The sequence below is a fragment of the Streptomyces endocoffeicus genome (genome assembly GCF_016741935.1).
GTDB lineage: Bacteria > Actinomycetota > Actinomycetes > Streptomycetales > Streptomycetaceae > Streptomyces > Streptomyces endocoffeicus.
This window is the reverse complement of record NZ_JAERRG010000005.1, coordinates 344,500-361,588: the sequence shown is the minus strand read 5'-3', so window position 1 is coordinate 361,588 and position 17,089 is coordinate 344,500. Positions and strand designations below refer to the sequence as shown.

Annotated in this window: 14 protein-coding genes and 2 pseudogenes; 10 read left to right on the top strand and 6 right to left on the bottom strand. The window is 70.8% G+C overall.

Annotated features, from left to right (window positions below):
- Nucleotides 1-192 precede the first annotated feature (192 nt).
- Nucleotides 193-1,126, top strand: a pseudogene (locus JK364_RS16475) (aldo/keto reductase).
- A gap of 42 nt (nucleotides 1,127-1,168) precedes the next feature.
- Nucleotides 1,169-1,516, top strand: coding sequence for a MerR family transcriptional regulator (locus JK364_RS16470; RefSeq protein ID WP_201851815.1), 348 nt, complete (start codon nucleotides 1,169-1,171; stop codon nucleotides 1,514-1,516).
- Here the strand turns inward: JK364_RS16470 and JK364_RS16465 are convergent.
- On the bottom strand, nucleotides 1,507-2,304 hold the full coding sequence (locus tag JK364_RS16465; protein WP_201851814.1) for an AraC family transcriptional regulator: 798 nt from the start codon (nucleotides 2,302-2,304) through the stop codon (nucleotides 1,507-1,509). The two genes, JK364_RS16470 and JK364_RS16465, sit on opposite strands and share 10 nt — an antisense overlap.
- A gap of 181 nt (nucleotides 2,305-2,485) precedes the next feature.
- On the opposite strand from JK364_RS16465, the gene JK364_RS16460 reads away from it, so the two are divergent.
- From JK364_RS16460 to JK364_RS16445, 4 genes are all read left to right on the top strand, one after another.
- On the top strand, nucleotides 2,486-3,964 hold the full coding sequence (locus tag JK364_RS16460; protein ID WP_201851905.1) for an MFS transporter: 1,479 nt from the start codon (nucleotides 2,486-2,488) through the stop codon (nucleotides 3,962-3,964).
- A 78-nt stretch (nucleotides 3,965-4,042) separates the two neighbouring features.
- Nucleotides 4,043-4,834 carry an AraC family transcriptional regulator gene (locus JK364_RS16455; RefSeq protein ID WP_201851813.1) on the top strand — a complete coding sequence of 264 codons (792 nt, stop codon included), beginning with the start codon at nucleotides 4,043-4,045 and terminating at the stop codon, nucleotides 4,832-4,834.
- Between the two features lie 199 nt (nucleotides 4,835-5,033).
- Nucleotides 5,034-6,227, top strand: coding sequence for a 4-hydroxybenzoate 3-monooxygenase (locus JK364_RS16450; RefSeq protein WP_201851812.1), 1,194 nt, complete (start codon nucleotides 5,034-5,036; stop codon nucleotides 6,225-6,227).
- 186 nt (nucleotides 6,228-6,413) lie between these two features.
- Complete coding sequence (locus JK364_RS16445; protein WP_201851811.1) at nucleotides 6,414-7,058, top strand: LysE family translocator; 645 nt, start codon at nucleotides 6,414-6,416, stop codon at nucleotides 7,056-7,058.
- 38 nt (nucleotides 7,059-7,096) lie between these two features.
- On the opposite strand, the gene JK364_RS16440 is transcribed toward JK364_RS16445, so the two are convergent.
- Entirely contained in the window at nucleotides 7,097-7,525 is a 429-nt protein-coding gene (locus JK364_RS16440) for a cupin domain-containing protein (protein ID WP_230992071.1), read from the bottom strand.
- A gap of 342 nt (nucleotides 7,526-7,867) precedes the next feature.
- On the opposite strand from JK364_RS16440, the gene JK364_RS16435 reads away from it, so the two are divergent.
- Both JK364_RS16435 and JK364_RS16430 read left to right on the top strand, forming a co-directional pair.
- Nucleotides 7,868-9,334 (top strand): FG-GAP and VCBS repeat-containing protein, encoded by a 1,467-nt coding sequence (locus tag JK364_RS16435; protein WP_201851809.1) that lies wholly within the window; start codon nucleotides 7,868-7,870, stop codon nucleotides 9,332-9,334.
- A gap of 394 nt (nucleotides 9,335-9,728) precedes the next feature.
- A pseudogene (locus tag JK364_RS16430) lies at nucleotides 9,729-9,947 on the top strand (calcium-binding protein); the annotation flags it as partial.
- A gap of 99 nt (nucleotides 9,948-10,046) precedes the next feature.
- Here JK364_RS16430 and JK364_RS16425 read toward each other — a convergent pair.
- Entirely contained in the window at nucleotides 10,047-10,343 is a 297-nt protein-coding gene (locus tag JK364_RS16425; RefSeq protein ID WP_201851808.1) for a GYD domain-containing protein, read from the bottom strand.
- A 213-nt stretch (nucleotides 10,344-10,556) separates the two neighbouring features.
- On the opposite strand from JK364_RS16425, the gene JK364_RS16420 reads away from it, so the two are divergent.
- Together JK364_RS16420 and JK364_RS16415 are read left to right on the top strand one after the other, a co-directional pair.
- Nucleotides 10,557-11,546, top strand: coding sequence for an alpha/beta fold hydrolase (locus JK364_RS16420; RefSeq protein WP_201851807.1), 990 nt, complete (start codon nucleotides 10,557-10,559; stop codon nucleotides 11,544-11,546).
- A 155-nt stretch (nucleotides 11,547-11,701) separates the two neighbouring features.
- Nucleotides 11,702-13,231, top strand: coding sequence for a subtype B tannase (locus tag JK364_RS16415; RefSeq protein WP_230992007.1), 1,530 nt, complete (start codon nucleotides 11,702-11,704; stop codon nucleotides 13,229-13,231).
- Nucleotides 13,232-13,263: 32 nt separating this feature from the next.
- Here JK364_RS16415 and JK364_RS16410 read toward each other — a convergent pair whose 3' ends face one another.
- The 3 genes from JK364_RS16410 to JK364_RS16400 all read right to left on the bottom strand — a co-directional run bounded on the left by JK364_RS16410 (nucleotide 13,264) and on the right by JK364_RS16400 (nucleotide 17,053).
- A complete protein-coding gene (locus JK364_RS16410) occupies nucleotides 13,264-14,016 on the bottom strand; it encodes a sulfite exporter TauE/SafE family protein (RefSeq protein WP_230992006.1) in 753 nt (250 codons plus the stop codon).
- 27 nt (nucleotides 14,017-14,043) lie between these two features.
- Nucleotides 14,044-15,282 (bottom strand): hypothetical protein, encoded by a 1,239-nt coding sequence (locus JK364_RS16405; RefSeq protein ID WP_201851806.1) that lies wholly within the window; start codon nucleotides 15,280-15,282, stop codon nucleotides 14,044-14,046.
- Between the two features lie 142 nt (nucleotides 15,283-15,424).
- Nucleotides 15,425-17,053 carry a serine/threonine-protein kinase gene (locus tag JK364_RS16400; RefSeq protein ID WP_201851805.1) on the bottom strand — a complete coding sequence of 543 codons (1,629 nt, stop codon included), beginning with the start codon at nucleotides 17,051-17,053 and terminating at the stop codon, nucleotides 15,425-15,427.
- Nucleotides 17,054-17,089 lie beyond the last annotated feature (36 nt).

The following is a 17,089-nucleotide window of genomic DNA, read 5'->3' as shown; positions in this document are numbered from 1 at the left end:
GGTCGGCACGGACGAGTGGCACACGGTCGACGGGCGGCCGTACGTCGGCTACAAGTACGCGACCACACTGGACGGCCGGATCGCCGCGGCGGACAGCACCAGCCAGGCGGCCCTCGAGCGGTTCGGGCCCCGACACCGGCCGCCGCGACCGCTCTTGACCTGGAGCGCGCTCCAGATCCGAGCATGGGCGGCATGTACCCCACGGATCCCCAAATCGTCCTCGGGACGATGGACTTCGGTACCCGCGTCGACCCCGACCGGGCCTATCCTCGACTCCTTCGTCGCCGGCGGCGGTGTCTGGCTCGACACCGCGAACTGCTACTCCTTCTGGGCCGACCCCAGTGGGGTCGGCGGTGCCAGCGAGCGCGTCATCGGCGCGTGGCTCCGGGCCCGCCCCGGCGCGCGCGGCGCGGTGCGGATCGCGACGAAGGTCCGGCAGAACCCGCTCGTCCCGCACTCCTGGCCGCAAAGCGCCGAAGGACTCTCCGCCCGCGCCATCCACGCCGGTGTGGAGGAGAGCCTGGAGCGGCTGGGAGTCGATCACGTCGATCTGCTCTGGGCCCACGCCGAGGACCGCACCGTGCCGCTGGAGGAGACGGTCGGCGCCTTCGGTGAGCTGGTCGCGAAGGGAGTGGCCCTACGGGTCGGGGCGGCCAACCATGCCGCCTGGCGCGTCGAGCGCGCCCGGTCGCTCGCGCGGGAGCGGCGCGTCGAACCGTGGACGGCCCTGCAACTGCGCCACTCGCTCATCCAGCCGCGCCCGCTCACGCCCGTCGCGGAGGCCGGCCACCGCATGCTCACCGCCGATGACCTGGACCTCGCGCGGTCGGAGGGGCTCGCCGTGTGGGCGTACACCTCGCTGATGTGGGGTTCCTACGTACGCGCGGACAAGCCGCTGCCACCAACCTATGATCACCCCGGGACCACCCGGGTGCTCGCGGTCCTGGACGACGTCGCCGACGGACTCCCGGCCACGCGGAACCAGGTCGTCCTCGCATGGCTGATGCGGCAGGGGATCGATCCCATCGTCGGCGTGAGCCGGGTGGAACAGATCGAGGAGGCACTGGCCGCACGCCATGTGCGGCTCAGCGACGAGCACTTGGCCCGCTTCGCCGAAGCGCGCTAGCGACGGTCACAAGCGGTCACCAGCGGTCAAAAAGGGAGCTCCATGACCACCCTCACCCCGGCAGCGGCCGCCGGCCGCACCGGCGTCTCCATCGACACGCTGCGCTACTACGAACGCGAGGGGCTCATCGGCCCGATCCGGCGCTCCGCCGGCGGGCGCAGGGAGTACACCGAGAACGACGTCTTCTGGGTCGGCCTGGTCACCTGCTTCCGCGAGGCCGGCCTCGGCATCGCGGACCTGAAGGGGTTCGTCGCCATCCTGCGCGCCGAGCACTCTCCGCAGGAACGGGTCGCCTTCCTCCGCGAGCGCCGTGGAGCCCTGGAACAGCGGGTGGCGGCGCTGCACCGGGCCATGGAGGTCCTCGACGAGAAGATCGCCTACTACAGCTGAGCTCGATCCGGGTCCGACATCAGCGAGGTGTCGCCGTTCAGGTAGCGCCCCGGGGAGGTGCCGACGGTTCGCCGGAACGCCGCGAGGAACGCGCTCGGCGTGGCGTAGCCCACGGTGTGCGCGACCCGGGAGACGGGCCGGCCCTCCGCGAGGAGGGACAGAGCCGCGCGCAGTCGCGCATGGGTGCGCCAGCGGTCGAAGGTCATGCCGGTGTCGCGTATGAACAGCCGGGTGAGGGTGCGTCGGCTCACTCCCACGGCCCGTGCGTGCGCCTCCAGGCCGCGGGGGTCCGCGGGGTCGGCGAGCAGCGCGTCGGTGACGGCGCGCACACGGTCGTCGGCCGGGGTCGGCACATGGATGGGCGTGCTCGGCAACGGGCGCAGCAGATCCAGTACGACCCCCTCGGCCCGGAGCCGAGCGTCGTCGGGGAGGTCGGTCCGGCCGAGGTGGGCGATCAGGTGGGCCAGCAGCCCGTCGACGCCGACCGGTGTGGGGCCGGACCAGTCCAGAGGGCACCGGTCGGGTTCGAAGTAGAGGCTGCACAGCACCGCGTCGCGGGTCGCGCCGGTCCGGTGAACGATCCCCGCGGGCAGCCACAGCGCCCGTGTGGGGGGCAGAACCCAGTAGGCGTCGTCGACGGCGACGCCGAGTACACCGCGCCGCGTCCAGGCCAACTGGTGTTGCGGGTGGGAATGCCGGGCGAACCACTGCCCGGACGCCAGCGAAAAGTGTCCGACGACGATGGCGCCGACCCCGGGCGGGACGGGGCCCACGATGGCCTCGGTCATACAGATCCCACGATGGCCTCGGTCATGCCGCCCAGCGTATGTCCTCAAGTCCCCATGTCCCTGTGTTCCCGTGTCTCCAAGGCGATATGACGTGGCCTCGTAGCGCATCGCGGCCAGAACGGCCGGTGCATAGCGTCGCCGTATGCCGATCCCTCATTCGCGCCATGGGCGCCGCCGCGTTATGAACGGGTCGCCGGTTTCGGCGGCGGCCACCGCCACCGGCCGCCGTGGACCGGCCCTGGTGGTGCTGTGCCTGGTGCAGTTCATGCTCGTCCTGGACGACAACGTGGTGAGCGTGGCGCTCCCCAGCATCCGCGACGACCTCGGCTTCACCGCCGCCGGTCTGGCCTGGGTCGTCAACGCCTATTTCCTCGCCTTCGGCGGGCTGTTGTTGCTCTTCGGCCGCATGGCCGACCTGTGGGGCCGCAGACGCGTCTTCCTGACCGGGGTGGCGCTGTTCGGCGCGGCGAGCCTGCTCTGCGGGCTGGCGCGGGAACCGTGGCAGCTTGTGGGCGGGCGGTTCGTCCAGGGGGCGGGAGCGGCCATGGCCAGTCCGGCCTCGCTGGCCCTGATCACCCTCCTGTTCCCCGGTGACAAGGAGCGTGCCAGGGCGCTCAGTGTCTGGGGCGCCGTCGCGGCGTTGGGCGGCACCTCTGGCCTGGTGATATCCGGCGCGCTGACCGGTCTCGCATCCTGGCGCTGGATCTTCCTGATCAACCTGCCGGTGGCCCTGGTGGCCCTTGCCCTGCTCCCGCGCCTGGTCCCCGAGAGCCGGACCAGCCGCCCGGTACGCCTCGACGTACCCGGTGCGGTACTGGGCACCGGCGCCCTGGTGTCCCTGGTCTACGGTCTGCTCCGGACCGATTCGGGCTGGGGACGCCCGGCCGCCGCCGGACCCCTGGTGCTCGCCGCCGCCCTGGCCCTCGCGTTCGTCGCGGTCGAGGCACGCACCGTCGAGCCGCTGGTACCGCCGTCGTTCCTGTCCTTCCGCGTCCGCGCCGTAGCCAACGGGGCGACCCTGCTGTTCTCCGCCGCGTTCTACGCGATGGCCTTCCTGCTGATGGTGCACCTGCAGACCGTGCTGGGCTACCGCCCCCTCGCGGCCGGCGTCGCCTATCTGCCCTACGGTGCCGGGATCCTCGCGGGCATGTGGCTCTCCTCCCGGGCGGTGGCCGGGCTCGGGATGCGCTGGACGCTCATCATGTCGTTCCTGATCAGCGCGGCCGGGCTGGTGCTGCTGTCCGGAGTGGCACCGAGCGACGGGTACGCCTCCGGAGTGCTGCCCGGCATGCTCGTCACGAGCCTCGGATGCGGACTGAGCCTGCCCGCCCTGACCGTCGCCGCGCTCACGGGCACGACCGAGGAGAACGCCGGCCTCGGCTCGGCCTTCCTGAGCTCGGTCCAACAGGTCGGTGGCGCGGTGGGCGTGGCGGTCCTGGTCGCTCTGGCCACCCGCCGCGGCAACGCCCTGGCCGCGACGGACGGCCCACGGCGTGCCGCGGCGGAAGGCTTCTCCCACGCGCTCTCCGTCGCCGCCGCCCTCCTCGCGCTCGGCGCCGTCCTCATAGCCGCCCTGCTCGGGAAGGACCGCCACCCAGGACACCCAGGACACCCACTCGACACCGGAGAGGCTCCGGCCCGGCACGGAACCCGTACGTAGCCGCCGCTTCGGCCGCTCCCCATCCGGACCGCCGTTCAGGCCCGAGCGGTCCCGGGAGCGGCGGTAAACTGACGGCCGATGCCGGAAACCCGCCAGCCCTCCCCACCGCCCCCGGCGACGCCACGGAAGACGTCACCTGGTAGCGGAGGAGGCTGGCTTCCGCACGGCTACCGCCTCGGCCCCCACTCCCACCCCCAGGGTCAGCTGGTGTACGCGGCCGCCGGCGCCCTGGCCACCACGACCGAGCGCGGGACCTGGGTCGCCCCGGCCAACCGGGTGACGTGGACGCCGCCCGGGTTCGACCACTCCCATCGCTTCTACGGCAGGACCGACGCCCGCCTGGTCGTCATCCCGGCCGAGCTGTGCGACGCGCTCGTGGCACACCCCAGCGTGTTCGCGGTGAGCCCCCTGCTGCGAGAGGCGCTCCTGGCGCTGACCGATCGGCGGGAGGTCCGGCCCGGCGCCTACGAACGGCTGCGCGCGGTGGTGATCGACGAGCTCACCGCGGCCCCCGAGCAGTCCCTGCACCTGCCCGAACCGCGCGACGACCGGCTGCGTACGGTTACCGACCTCCTGCACGCCGACCCCGGCCGGACCATGACCCTGACCGAGCTGGGACGGGCCGTGGCGGCGAGCGACCGCACGCTGAGCCGTCTGTTCCACACCGAGCTGGGCATGAGCTTCCACCGCTGGCGCACCATCCTGCGCATCCACCACGCCTTGGTCCATCTCACCAACGGCCGGTCCGTCACCGACACCGCGACGGAGTGCGGATGGTCCAACCCCTCGAGCTTCATCGAGGCGTTCACCGAGGTCGTCGGACAGACCCCGGGCCGCTATCAGGCGGATCTGCGCGACGACGCACAGTAGTTGGCGGCTTTTCGGTATTCGGTGTCCATTCACCGGTGGGCGGCGGGCGCTGCCAGGTCCACAGTGGTGATCGGCACGCCGCGTCACCGCGTCACCGCATCACCGCATCATCCGGGCGACACAGCCATTCATGCCCCGGGTCATGCTCCGGCGTGTTCGACCGCCACTTTCTTCACGCTTCATGGAGGCTCGGAAACACATGTCCGAAACAGTCGAGGACACCGCCGTAGTCATCGTGGGGGCCGGAGTCGCCGGACTCACGCTCGGCAATTTCCTCTTGCGCAACGGAATCGGCTGCGTCGTTCTCGAAAAGCGCAGCCGAGAATATGTCGAGCGGCGACAGCGGGCCGGGACCATCGACAGCCGCGGGGTGCGCATGTTCCGCGCGTGGGGGCTCGAAGAGGTCGTGGAGAGCTTCGGCGCCCCGGAAGAGACGATAAGCTTCCGGATGGACGGAGAAGCGTTCACGAACGACCTCTTCGAGGACGAGGACGGCGACTTCGACGATATGGTGTTCTGCCCTCAGCAGATCCTCGTCCGGAACCTCACGGACGCTTTCCTGCGGGACGGCGGAGACCTTCGTTACGAATCCGTCGACATCTCCCTCGAAGACCTCGAAGACCTCGACGGCGCGTGTCCGCGAGTCCGCTACCGGGACACCACCGGCGCGACACGGGTCATCAACTGCGACTACATCGCCGGCTGCGACGGCTACCACGGGGTCAGCAGGGAATCCATCCCCGCCGACGCCCTTACTCGTTACTCCTACGACTACGGGTACGCCTGGCTGAGCGTCCTGGCCGACGTGACGCCGGACCCCGCCGCCATGGCGATCCATTCCCGCGGCCTGGCGGGAATCATCCCCCGGGGCACGACGGCCAGTCGTCTCTATCTCCAGTGCGCGCCCGACGACACCCTTGAGCAATGGCCGGACGAGCGCGTCTGGAGCGAACTGGAAGCTCGTTTCGGTGTCCCCGTGGCGACCGGCCCGGTCGTCCACAAGCAAATCCTGCCGCTCCGGAGTGTGGTGTACAGCCCCATGCACTACGGCGGGCTGTATCTGCTCGGAGACGCGGCGCACATTGTCCCCCCGATGAGCGCGAAGGGAATCAACCTCGCTCTCCACGACGCCGAAGTGTTCGCCCGCGCCCTCATCGCCCGGATCCAGAAGGACGATCCGGCCCCGCTCACCGACTACTCGGAGACCTGTCTGCGCCATGTCTGGAACTACCAGGCATACGCGACATGGATCACTGAGCTCATGCACAACGCCGGTGACGCCTCCCACGAAGGGGAGTTCCGCAAGCAGATCGCCCGAGCGGAGCTGGAACGCCAATTCAACTCGCCCACGGCGAACCGCCTTTTCGGTGAACTCGCCGCCGGGGTGAATTAGTGCACGGGATGAATGAGGGCACGGGATGAATGAGGGTTCCGGGCGCCGAAGCTCACCACCGGCTCCGTGGTCCGTGTGCGGTGACAGTGGCCGTCGCGAAACCGGGCCGCGGATGGGTCTGGAGCGGACGTTCCGGCTTCTGTTTGAATGCCTCCTGTACTGAGCCGGTCCAGGAGGGACGGACAAATGGTGTCCACGGAGAGCATTCTCGCGTTCGCGGCGATGTCGCTACTGGTGATCGTGATTCCGGGGCCGAGCGTGCTGTTCGTGGTCGGCCGGGCCCTCGCGTACGGCCGTCGCACGGCCCTGGAGACGGTCCTCGGGAATGTGGTCGGCTGCTACCTGCTCGTGATCGCCGTGGCATGGGGTCTCGGCGCGCTGGTGCAGAGTTCGGCGGCGGTGTTCACGGGCGTGAAGCTGGCGGGGGCGGCGTACCTCGTCTATCTGGGCGTGCAGGCGTTCCGGCGCCGCGGGGACATGCGCGTGACGGACATGGCGGCTCCGGCCCGTGCGCAGCGCGGTGATCTGCGCACCGTCCTGGACGGCATTTTCGTCGGCGTCACGAACCCGAAGGGCATCGTCTTCTTCGCGGCGGTGCTACCGCAGTTCGTCAACCACTCGGCGGGCCACCTGCCCCTGCAGATGATGGTGCTGGGCCTGGTCCCGGTCACCATCGGAATGATCACGGACACCCTCTGGGGCCTGGGCGCCTCGGCGGCCCGTTCCTGGTTCGCCCGCTCGGAGCGGCGGCTGTCGATGGTCGGCGGGGCGGGTGGCCTCGCGATGATCGGCCTGGGCGTGACCGTGGCGGCCACCGGCCGCGCCGACTGACCCGGTGCCGGCCGTCCGGGTCCGGCGTCAGTGGCGGATCAGGCTCCTGGGCGGGGAGCCCGTAGGTGCCGGCGCTGGGCCAGTTCCTCGTCGTCGACCAGGGTGAGCATGGGCCGGCCCGGGGCGCAGAACATGGTGACGACGAAGCGGCTCCAGGCATCCGTCCGGTTGTTTCCGTCCTGGTAGTGGATGACATCGCCGCCCGGCTCCCAGAACGTCTCCCCCGCCCTGACCACTCGCTCCGGCTCGCCTTCCAGCTCGAAGAGAATCTCGCCCTCCAGTACGTAGCCGAAGGCGGGGCCGGAGTGCCGGTGCGGGGGGAGGCCGGGGTTGCCGGGCGGGTAGTCGACGCGGATCGTCATCCCCTCCGCCCCCTCCGGCACAAAGGGCGGTTTCGCCGACTGCAGCACGGTGATCGCCGAGCTCAGCGCCGCCAAGCGCGCTTGGCTCTCGGCGCTGCCTGCCATCGGCTCTTCGCTCGACATGGCGAGACCTCCAGGGGTGTCATGCGTCTCATGCGTCCAGATTGCGGCGGCGCCGGGCGGGGCGCACGCGGACAGGGGACATGGGGGTCATCACGGTCAGTGACGGAAGGCCGACTTCTCCGCCTTTGACCTCAAGTTCCCTGCTCTGTAAGGGAGTTAGGCCGCTCCTGGCGTTGATTACGACCCTGTCTCGTTTTCCTTGGGTTGTGCAACCGTTCAGCTTTCCGACAGCTCTCCTTCCATGACTCTTCCGTTCCGGCCGCCGGGGGAGACAGATGGCGGTCGGGGCTCAAGGGCGACCGATGCGTTACTCATGGAGGATTTGTGCGCAATAGAACCCGAGGTGTGGTGGGCGTGGCGGTGGGTGCCGTCGTGACCGCCGCTGTGGCCGCCGGGGCCGGCGCCGTGGTGTCGAACGGCGACGGGACCGACCAGAAGCAGCCCTCCCCCACGGCTGTCGCGGCAGGGAAGATCACACCGGGCGATATCGACGGCGACGGCTATGCCGACCTCGGCGTGGGCGCGCCCGACGGGACCGTTTCGGGGAAGTCCAAGGCGGGCTACGTGGGTGTGACCTATGGGGCCGAGGCCGGGGTCGACACCGGGCGGCACAGCACGTTGTCGCAGGCCAGTCCGGGGATCCCCGGCACCCCCGAGGCCGGGGACCACTTCGGCTCGGCCGTGTTGCGCGGCGATGTGGACGGGGACGGGTACGGCGATCTGATCGTCGCCGCGAACTACGAGGCCATCGGCAGCGCCAAGCGGGCCGGTTCGGTCACGGTCGTCTTCGGTGCGAAGGACGGCCTCTCCAGCGACGCCATCGCCTTCCACGCGCCCAAGGCCACCGCCTACGCGCTGTTCGGCGACAGTATGGCCGTGGGCGACTACAACCACGACGGCCGCGACGACATCGCCATCTCCGACGGCACCGAGGTCCAGGTCGTGAACGGCGCGGCGAACCTGCGCGACACGGCCACCCCGAAGATGTCCAGCGTCACCCCGCCCGGTGGCGGCGCGGGCACCGAGCATCTGTCCTCCGGCGACATCAACGGGGACGGCTTCGCCGACCTGGTCACCGTCGCCTACCAGGACGACCCCGCCGACGAGGGCACGCTCGGCGTGCTGCCCGGTTCGTCCGGCGGGCTGAAGAGCACGTCGCTGGGGAAGGACGTACCGCTGCCGTTCGCCTCGTACCGGGCCGTGGTGGGTGACATCAATGGCGACGGTAAGGACGACGTCGTCACGGACACCGGCTTCACGGACGGCCCGGACGACGCGCGTCTGCGGACGTACCCGGGCACGGCCGGGGGGCTCGACACCGCCAATCCGGTGAACTGGACGGGCAAGGCCCAGAACGGCATCGCCTCCCGGCTCACCGACATCAACGGCGACGGCCACGACGACCTCGTCGTCAGCGACACCGACGCCGAGGACCCCGGGGGCTACGGCGACGCCGGTGCCATCACGGTGCTCAAGGGCACCAAGGACTGGCTGACCGACGCGGGTGCGCAGACCTTCTCCCTCGACACCGAGGGCGTCCCCGGCGAGATGACGGGCGGCGACTGGTTCGGCGACGCCATCTCGCCGGCCGACTACAACGGCGACGGCAAGCCCGACCTGGCCGTCGGGGTCCCGAACCGGACCGAGGGCGCGGGCGCGGTGGCCCTGCTGTACGCGGGCGCCGACGGGCTCACCGCCGAGGGCTCCGCCCTCATCGGGCCGGGCGATCTCGGCTCCCCGGCGAACGACGCCGCCTTCGGCAAGGAGCTGTCCGGCCCCGCCACGAAGTAGCACCACCTGTAGCACCACCTGGTTGTTGGTCCGGTGGACCCGGCCCGGCCCGGCGTCTCCGGGCCGGGCCGGGCCACCGGCCGAACACGGCGATGAATTCATTGGTGAATCGCGGCCGACGGGACATTGTCCTGTCGCCGCCGATCGGCCAAACCTCACTGGTCAGGAGAGAGTGGGCCGGCTGTCCATGGGCCTGCCCCGCCTACGCCGTCGCACAACCAACCGCAAACCCCGTAAGTCACACGCGATTGTCACCACCCCCTACGCCTCATGGAGGTTGGCAATGCGTTCCCCCCTGGTCAGCCGCCGGGTTCTAGGTGCCGCGTCGGCGCTGACCCTGGCTCTCGGTACGGGGCTGGCCGCTCCCCTCGTCCTCGCCGGTACGGCCCGCGCCGCGGACCGGCAGAACCTGTCCGGCGACGACGGCAACGACTCGGTCTACGGCGGGACCGGAAACGACTTCCTCTACGGCGGGAAGGGCAACGACGTCCTGTACGGCAACAGCGGGAACGACACGATCTACGGGAACAGCGGGGACGACAAGCTGTACGGCGGCCCCGGCACGGACACCCTGTCCGGGGGGCCGGGTACGAACGTCGTCCACCAGGACTGACACGCGGTCGCACCGCGGCACGGCGCCGGTCCAGGAGGGCTCCCCTCCTGGACCGGTCCCCGTCCGCGCACCGGGTGCGCACCTCTTGTGCGCACCGCCTCAGCCGGCGACCTTGGCGATGACGCGGGCCATATCCTCCTGCCCGAAGGCCCGCAGGGTCGTGGTGCGGACATTGCCCAACGCGCTGAGCTGCAGCGACGCCGCGGTCGCGGTCTCGTCGTCCGGGGCCTCGACGATGCACACGAGGTCGTACGGCCCGTCCGTCCAGTAGATGTCCACGAGCCGCGCCCCGAGCTTGTCCAGCGCCGCGACGAAGTCCTGGGTGCGTTTGGTGGTGTCCTTGTAGGCACGGACCCCCTGCTCGGTCCAGTTCAGCAGCGTGATGTACGTCGCCACGGCTCTCACCTCCACGAGAAGACTCACCGTGTAATCAATTCTGGAAGTAACGTCGCGAACCCGCACATCTGGCGCGCCGGCGACCGGCGGGAGTGGTTTGCCGAACTGGCAACGGGTGTGATCCGAGCCGCGGACGGCACGGCAAACTCGGACCCGTCGGCCGCCACACAGAATGTTCGGCGCGACATGTTCAGCGCGACCCGGGAGGGAACCATGCCGCAGACGCCGCCCACCACCGACCTCATCCACCGTCTGGTGCCCTCACCCGCCGGGCGGATCCACCTTGTGGAGCAGGGCGGCACCGGCCCGCTGGTGCTGCTCGTCCACGGCTTTCCGGAGTCCTGGTACTCATGGCGCCACCAGCTGCCCGCGCTGGCCGCGGCCGGGTACCGGGTGGCCGCCGTCGACGTCCGTGGGTACGGGCGCTCCTCCCGGCCCGCGGCGGTGGACGCGTACCGGATGCGGGAGCTGGTGGCGGACAACGTCGCCGTGGTGGAGGCGCTCGGCGAGGAGTCCGCCGTGGTGATCGGGCACGACTGGGGCTCGCCCATCGCCGCCCATTCCGCCCTGCTGCGCCCGGATGTGTTCCGGGCGGTCGGGCTGCTGAGCGTGGGCTACGCCCCGCGCGGCGGCCCCAGGCCCTCCGAGGTCTTCGCCGGGATGGGCGGGGACGAGGAGTTCTACATCTCCTACTTCCAGGAGCCTGGCCGGGCCGAGGCGGAGATCGAGCCGGATGTGCGCGGCTGGCTCGCGGGGATCTACGCGGCGCTGTCCGGCGACACCATGCCCGGACCCGATCTGCCCGACCCGCACTTCGTCACGCGCGGCCGGACGATGCGCGAGCGGTTCCCGGCCGGGCGGCTGCCCGCCTGGCTGAGCGAGGGGGACCTCGATGTCTACGCCGGTGAGTTCGAGCGGACCGGGCTGAGCGGAGGGCTGAACCGCTACCGGAACATGGACCGGGACTGGGCGGACCTGGCCGAGTACGACGGCGCGCCCATCACCCAGCCGTCGCTGTTCATCGGCGGCGCCCTGGACGCCTCGACCACCTGGATGGGCGACGCGATCAAGGCGTACCCGAGCACGCTGCCCGCGCTCGCCGGCTCGCACATCCTCGAGGGCTGCGGCCACTGGATCCAGCAGGAGCGCCCGGAGGAAATCAACCGGCTGCTGATCGACTGGCTGAATTCGCTTCCCGCGTGACGCATATGGCCCACCTGAATGGCGGTGGGGCTATGAACTCCCTGTGCATGGCTTAGGTGTTCACGATGAAACCAACATAATTGTTGACGATTTTGCGGCCATCGCTTTACGTTCTCGTCGACCCAGCAGGCAGCAGAACCGCGCCATGTGAGGAGATGTCCGTGAAGCGCAGGACCATGGTCATGGGGCTTACCGCGGCCGCCGCCGCGCCGGCGGCCGGCGGAGGATTCAGCGCGTCGGCGGCGGGTGCGACGGGTTCGACCGGCTCGACCGGTTCGACCGGCTCGGACCCGCTGGCCTTCGACAAGGACGGCTACACGACCGAGACGAAGACCGTGTCCACGGGCGACGGCGACAGGAAGGTGACGTACCGCCTTTACAAGGGCGTCGTCTATGTCGCCAGGCCCGTGGACACGAAGTACCAGAGCCTCAACGTCAGCGTTCCCGTCGAGATCGACGGCAGGGCCGTCGACGCCACCGGCGCCCCGATCCTCCTCGCCAACCGGATAGGCGGCTATCTGTCGTCATCGGTGACGAGCGACAGCGGCCCCGGAGGGCCCGGAGGCCCTGGCGGCCCCGGAACCCCCGGCGGCATGGTCAGCAACGCCGACTGGGGGCTCGCCTCCGGGTACGTGGTCGTGGAGCCGGGCGCGCGGGGCCGTGACCTCGTCGCGCCGGACGGTACGTACGACGGCGTGGCGCCCGCCGCCATCGTCGACCTCAAGGCCGCCGTACGGTATCTGCGCCACAACCAGGGCCGCGTCCCGGGGGACACGGACCGGATCGTCTCCTCCGGCACCAGCGCCGGAGGCGCCCTGTCCGCCCTGCTCGGCGCGTCCGGCGACAGCCCGTTGTACGAGCCGTATCTGAGGGAGCTGGGCGCGGCCGACGCGAGCGACGCCATCTTCGCCGGCGGCGGCTGGTGCCCCATCGCCGATCTCGAGCACGCCGACATGGCGTACGAGTGGATGTTCGGCGGCAGCGCGCTGAGCTCCGGCGAGGTCGTCGACCAGACCGTCTCGAAGCGGCTGAGCACCGCGTTCGCCGACTACCAGGCGTCCCTGCGGCTGCGGGGGAAGCGGGGCTTCGGCCCGCTCACCGCGCGCACCTACGCCGACTACCTCCTGAAGACCTACCTCCAGCCCGCCGCCACCCGCCATCTCACGGCGCTGCCGGACGCGGATCGCACCGCCTACCTCGGCAAGAACGCGTGGATCACCTGGTCCGGCGGCGTGGCGGCCTTCGCGTGGGAGGACTTCCTGGCGCATGTGGGGCGGAAGAAGAACGTACCGGCCTTCGACTCCTTCGACCTCTCCGCGCCCGAGAACAACCTCTTCGGCTTCGGCACCACCAAGGCCCGGCACTTCACGCCGTACAGCCTCCGCCACACGACCGGCGACGACGGCGCACGGCTCGACCGCGATCTGCCCCGGACGCTGGCCCTGATGAACCCGATGCACTTCATCCGGCACCCCGGCCCCGGCCGGGCCCGCCACTGGTGGCTCCGCGTCGGCACCAGCGACACCGACACCTCCCTCACGGTCCTCGGCAACCTCGCCGCCGGTCTGGAGAACCTCGGCGACGACGTCAACGCCCTGATGTACTGGGACGCCGGGCACGGGGCCAACCAGGACCCGGACGCCTTCATGCGATGGATCGGCGAGGTGACGGGCTACCGGAGGTAGGGCCTCCCAGAGCGCTGCCGAGTCAGGGCCCCTCAGAGCTCCCATGCCCCCTTCGCCAGCGTGGACAGCCCGCCTGCCAGCGCCAGCAGCAGGACGAGCAGGCGGGCTCCGTGGTCGGAGACGCGGGTGGTGAGGGACTTGCCGATGAAGGCGCCCGCCGTCATTCCCGCCGCTGCCAAGGTCCACAGCGGCGGGTTGAGTTGGGGGACGCCGTTGGTGGCGATGGAGAACGCGTTCACCACGATTCCGTAGAACTGCGCGTTGGGCACGAACTCGCGGACCGTCCAGCCCGCGTTCACCGCGTACAGGGATATCGGCGGGCCGCCCACGCCGGCCGACGCGTTCATGAAGCCCCCGGCGGCCCCGGCGGTCAGGGCGCCTTTGACGCCGTTCAGGGCGGGGACGCGCAGGCCGGCCATCACCAGCAGGACGGCCAGGCTCACCAGGGTGCCCGTACCGGCCAGGAGGACGGGTTCGGGGAGCCGGGCGGCCACCCAGGTGCCGGCCGGGACGGTGCAGGCGGAGGCGGCGACCAGGGGGACCATCGCGGTGAGCCGCACCCGCCGCCAGCCGCCGTCGACGAGTCCCAGCGCGCAGATGGCACCGGACCCGCAGTTGGCGAGGGCGACGCCGTCTCCCGGGCCGAGCAGCAGCACGAGAGCGGGCACCGCGATCAGCGCGAACCCCATGCCCGTCAGCCACTGCACGGACGCCCCCGCCATGACGATTCCGCCGAGTACCAGCTCCGCGCCACAACAACCGCTCATCGCGGGAGTCTCTCGCATCCGGGGCGGAGGAGACCCGGGGGGAGATCAGTTCTGGGGGCGCTGGAGGGCTCGGAAGTCGTCGAAGAAGCCGTAGTTGTGGGCCGGTGAGCCGTCGTCGGCCCGCTCCACGGTGCGGTTGGCGTAGAGGCTGTTCAGCAGCCAGGGTGTCTTGTCCGGGCCGAAGTCCTGGGTCATGGCGGCGCCTTGGGTGACTCCGTACGTGGCCACGGCGAGGCGTCCGGTGTCGCGGAAGTGGCCCACCTGGTCGCGCAGGAAGTGCTTGTTGTTCTCGAACCAGGGGCTCATGGCGAGGAAGTCGCGCCACTTCTCCTCGGGGAAGGGGTGGTCGATGGCTTCCTTGATCACCTTCCACACCGGGGTGTCCGACGGAAGGCGGTAGCGGCGGGCGAAGCGCGCGGGGATCGTGTCGTTCAGGTGCAGCTTCCACAGCTGGACCAGGGAGAACTCGGTGACCAGGAACTTCTGGCCGTCGCGGAGGCGGGGCAGGATGTAGTCGAGGTAGGGCTTCACCTTCCCCGGCGCGGACACATGGGGGTGGATGTCCACGCCCTCGATCTCCGGGGTCCGGCGGGTGAAGGACAGCCAGCGGTCCGTGGCCGGCGTCCGCTGGTCCGGCTTGTCGAGGTGGTTGAGCGCGCCCATGTAGAGGCGGGTCCGGCAGCGCGAGCCGAAGCGCTTCTTCCGGTACGCGATGATGTGCTCCGCGACCGCCTCGTAGAAGGCGTTCAGCGCGCCCGAGCGGCGGTCCTGGGGAAGGCTCTCGATGAACGGCTCGTTGCCGATGGCCAGGATGTCGACGGTGTCGAGGACGGTGTGCAGGACCTTGTCGACCCGGGCGAGTTCCGCGTCCATGGCGGAGCCGTCCGGTCGGGGTATCGGCCGGTGGTTGTACGGGAACTTCAGCGAGAGCAGCGTGCGGTGGCCGAGGCGATGGGCGTCCAGGAGCTTCGCGATGGCGCGCTGGTGGGAGGCGTCGTCCTCGACCTCGCGCATCGGCACGAAACCCCGGAGCCAGCTCGCGGAGAGCTCGCGCAGCTCGCCGAAGGTCACGCTGTCGGGGTCCTCGTTGAAATTCGCTCCCAGTGCGCCGTCCGGCGCCTCGGCGGAGGTCTTCGCCCCGGGGTCTTGACCGGTCTTGTCGGCGGACCGTCGTTCGCCCTGTGTGCACCCCGCGGCGACGAGGGATCCGGCCGTCAGGGCCAGAACACGTCGCCGTGCGAGCGGCTTCTTCCTCTTCTCCGGATCCACGTTCTCCGAATCCACGTGACGCTCCCTTGTCGTGCCGGTGACCCAGGCGCTGCTGCCCGGACCGCCCGGAAGGATGCGTCGACGAAGCCCGCACGTTGCCCGCGGTGCCCACGTTTTTCCGCGAACCCGCTTGGGCGGGCGGGGCGCTGCCGCCCGGTCAGTGGGTGATCTGCACAGTGAGGGTGAGGGCTCCCTTGTTGTCGTCGAGGCAGCCCTCGCGGTCGTTGGGGCGGAGTTGCAGGGTGCCCGAGCGGGTGGCCTGGAAGCTCCAGGCGCGGCGTACGGCATGGGGGTTGCCGGGGTTTCCGGGGTAGCGGCCCAGGAGGGCGCCGAAGGTGACGTCGGGCTTCACCTTGCAGTCCTCCCAGGCGAAGCGGAGGGATTGGTCGTCGGCGGCGGTGTGGCCGAGCGGGCCGACCAGGGGGAGGTTGGTGGAGTCCACGGTCCAGGTGCCGCTGGTGTAGCGGACCGACACCCTGTCACCCTTCTGGATCGGGGAGCTCGTCGCGGACTGCCAGCCGCGGCCCGCGTCCACGGTCACCTTGCTGGTGCTGGTGCCGGAGGGCTGCGCCGCGTCGTCGCCGCCGTCGCCGTTGGACGGGGGCCCGAAGGCGAAGAAGAGCCCGGCGGCGAGGGCCGCCACCGCGAGGGTCGCGCCCGCCGTCCACCACCAGGTCCGGGCCCGGCTCCGGCCGCGGGGTCGAGGGGGTGAAGACGCTGCCGCCTTGTCTATGACGGTCGGTTCCCGGTCCAGGGAGGGGGGCCCGGCGAGGGTGGGGGATCCGGCGAGGGTGTGGGGGGCGGTCGGCGTCGGGGGTCCGCTGAGGCTGTGGGGTGTGGTCACCGTGGGGGGCGCGGTGAGCGTCGGGGTTCCCGCCGCGTCCGTGGGAGTGGCCGCCGCGTCCATAGCGGTGGCCGGGAAGTCGCCCGCCGTGTCGGCCGGAGGCAGTGGGCCCGGGTCTTCCGCGCCGTCCGCCACGCGGCGCAGCGCGGCCCCGATCGTGGCCGCGGACGGGCGCCGGCCCGGGGACTTGTTCAGCAGGGCCTCGATGATCGGCCGCAGCGGGCCGACGCGTTCCGGGATCTCCGGATCCGCGAAGGTGACCGCGTGCAGCGCGGCGGCCCCGGTGGCGCGCTGGAAGGGCGGTACGCCGGAGGCGACCGCGGACAGGGTCGCGCCCAGCGACCACAGGTCCGACGGCGGGCCGACCTCCTCCGCGGTCAGCCGCTCGGGCGCCATGTAGCCGATGGAGCCGAGGAGTTCACCGGTGGTGGTGAGCGACTCGTCGTCCTCCAGGGCGGCGATGCCGAAGTCGGTGAGGACGGCGCTGCCGTCCCGGCGCAGCAGGACGTTGGCGGGCTTGACGTCGCGGTGCAGCGCCCCGGCGGCGTGCACGGCCTCCAGCGCGCCGAGCAGCTGCAGCCCGAGGGCGGCGGTGTGGCGGGGCGTGAGGGGGCCGTCGTCCGCGATCCGGCGGGCCAGGTTGGGGCCGTCGATCAGCTCCATCACGATCCACAGCCGGTCGTCGTGTTCGACCAGGTCATGGACGCCCACCACATGCGGATGGTGCACCCGGGCGACGGTACGCGCCTCTCTCTGTGCCCGGCGCAGCCGTCGCTGGTACTCGCGGTCGTCGCTCGCGACGTTCAGCTCCTTGGCAGCGACCTCGCGCGCCAGCATCTGGTCGTACGCGCGCCAGACCGTGCCCATGCCGCCTCGCCCCAGCCGGTTGCCCAGCTGGTAGCGGCCGGCGACAAGCCGTACGTCGTCCCCACCCGATGTCACCCGATCTCTCCTGTTCTCACGCCCGGTGAGCATAGT

What these genes read in the sequence shown, in the direction of transcription:
- JK364_RS16415 (WP_230992007.1), top strand. Translation starts at nt 11,702, where the DNA reads ATGTCCGTGAAGCGCAGGACCATGGTCATGGGGCTTACCGCGGCCGCC.
- JK364_RS16410 (WP_230992006.1), bottom strand. Translation starts at nt 14,016, where the DNA reads ATGCGAGAGACTCCCGCGATGAGCGGTTGTTGTGGCGCGGAGCTGGTA.
- JK364_RS16420 (WP_201851807.1), top strand. Translation starts at nt 10,557, where the DNA reads ATGCCGCAGACGCCGCCCACCACCGACCTCATCCACCGTCTGGTGCCC.
- JK364_RS16465 (WP_201851814.1), bottom strand. Translation starts at nt 2,304, where the DNA reads ATGACCGAGGCCATCGTGGGCCCCGTCCCGCCCGGGGTCGGCGCCATC.
- JK364_RS16460 (WP_201851905.1), top strand. Translation starts at nt 2,486, where the DNA reads ATGAACGGGTCGCCGGTTTCGGCGGCGGCCACCGCCACCGGCCGCCGT.
- JK364_RS16445 (WP_201851811.1), top strand. Translation starts at nt 6,414, where the DNA reads ATGGTGTCCACGGAGAGCATTCTCGCGTTCGCGGCGATGTCGCTACTG.
- JK364_RS16470 (WP_201851815.1), top strand. Translation starts at nt 1,169, where the DNA reads ATGACCACCCTCACCCCGGCAGCGGCCGCCGGCCGCACCGGCGTCTCC.
- JK364_RS16455 (WP_201851813.1), top strand. Translation starts at nt 4,043, where the DNA reads ATGCCGGAAACCCGCCAGCCCTCCCCACCGCCCCCGGCGACGCCACGG.
- JK364_RS16440 (WP_230992071.1), bottom strand. Translation starts at nt 7,525, where the DNA reads ATGGCAGGCAGCGCCGAGAGCCAAGCGCGCTTGGCGGCGCTGAGCTCG.
- JK364_RS16450 (WP_201851812.1), top strand. Translation starts at nt 5,034, where the DNA reads ATGTCCGAAACAGTCGAGGACACCGCCGTAGTCATCGTGGGGGCCGGA.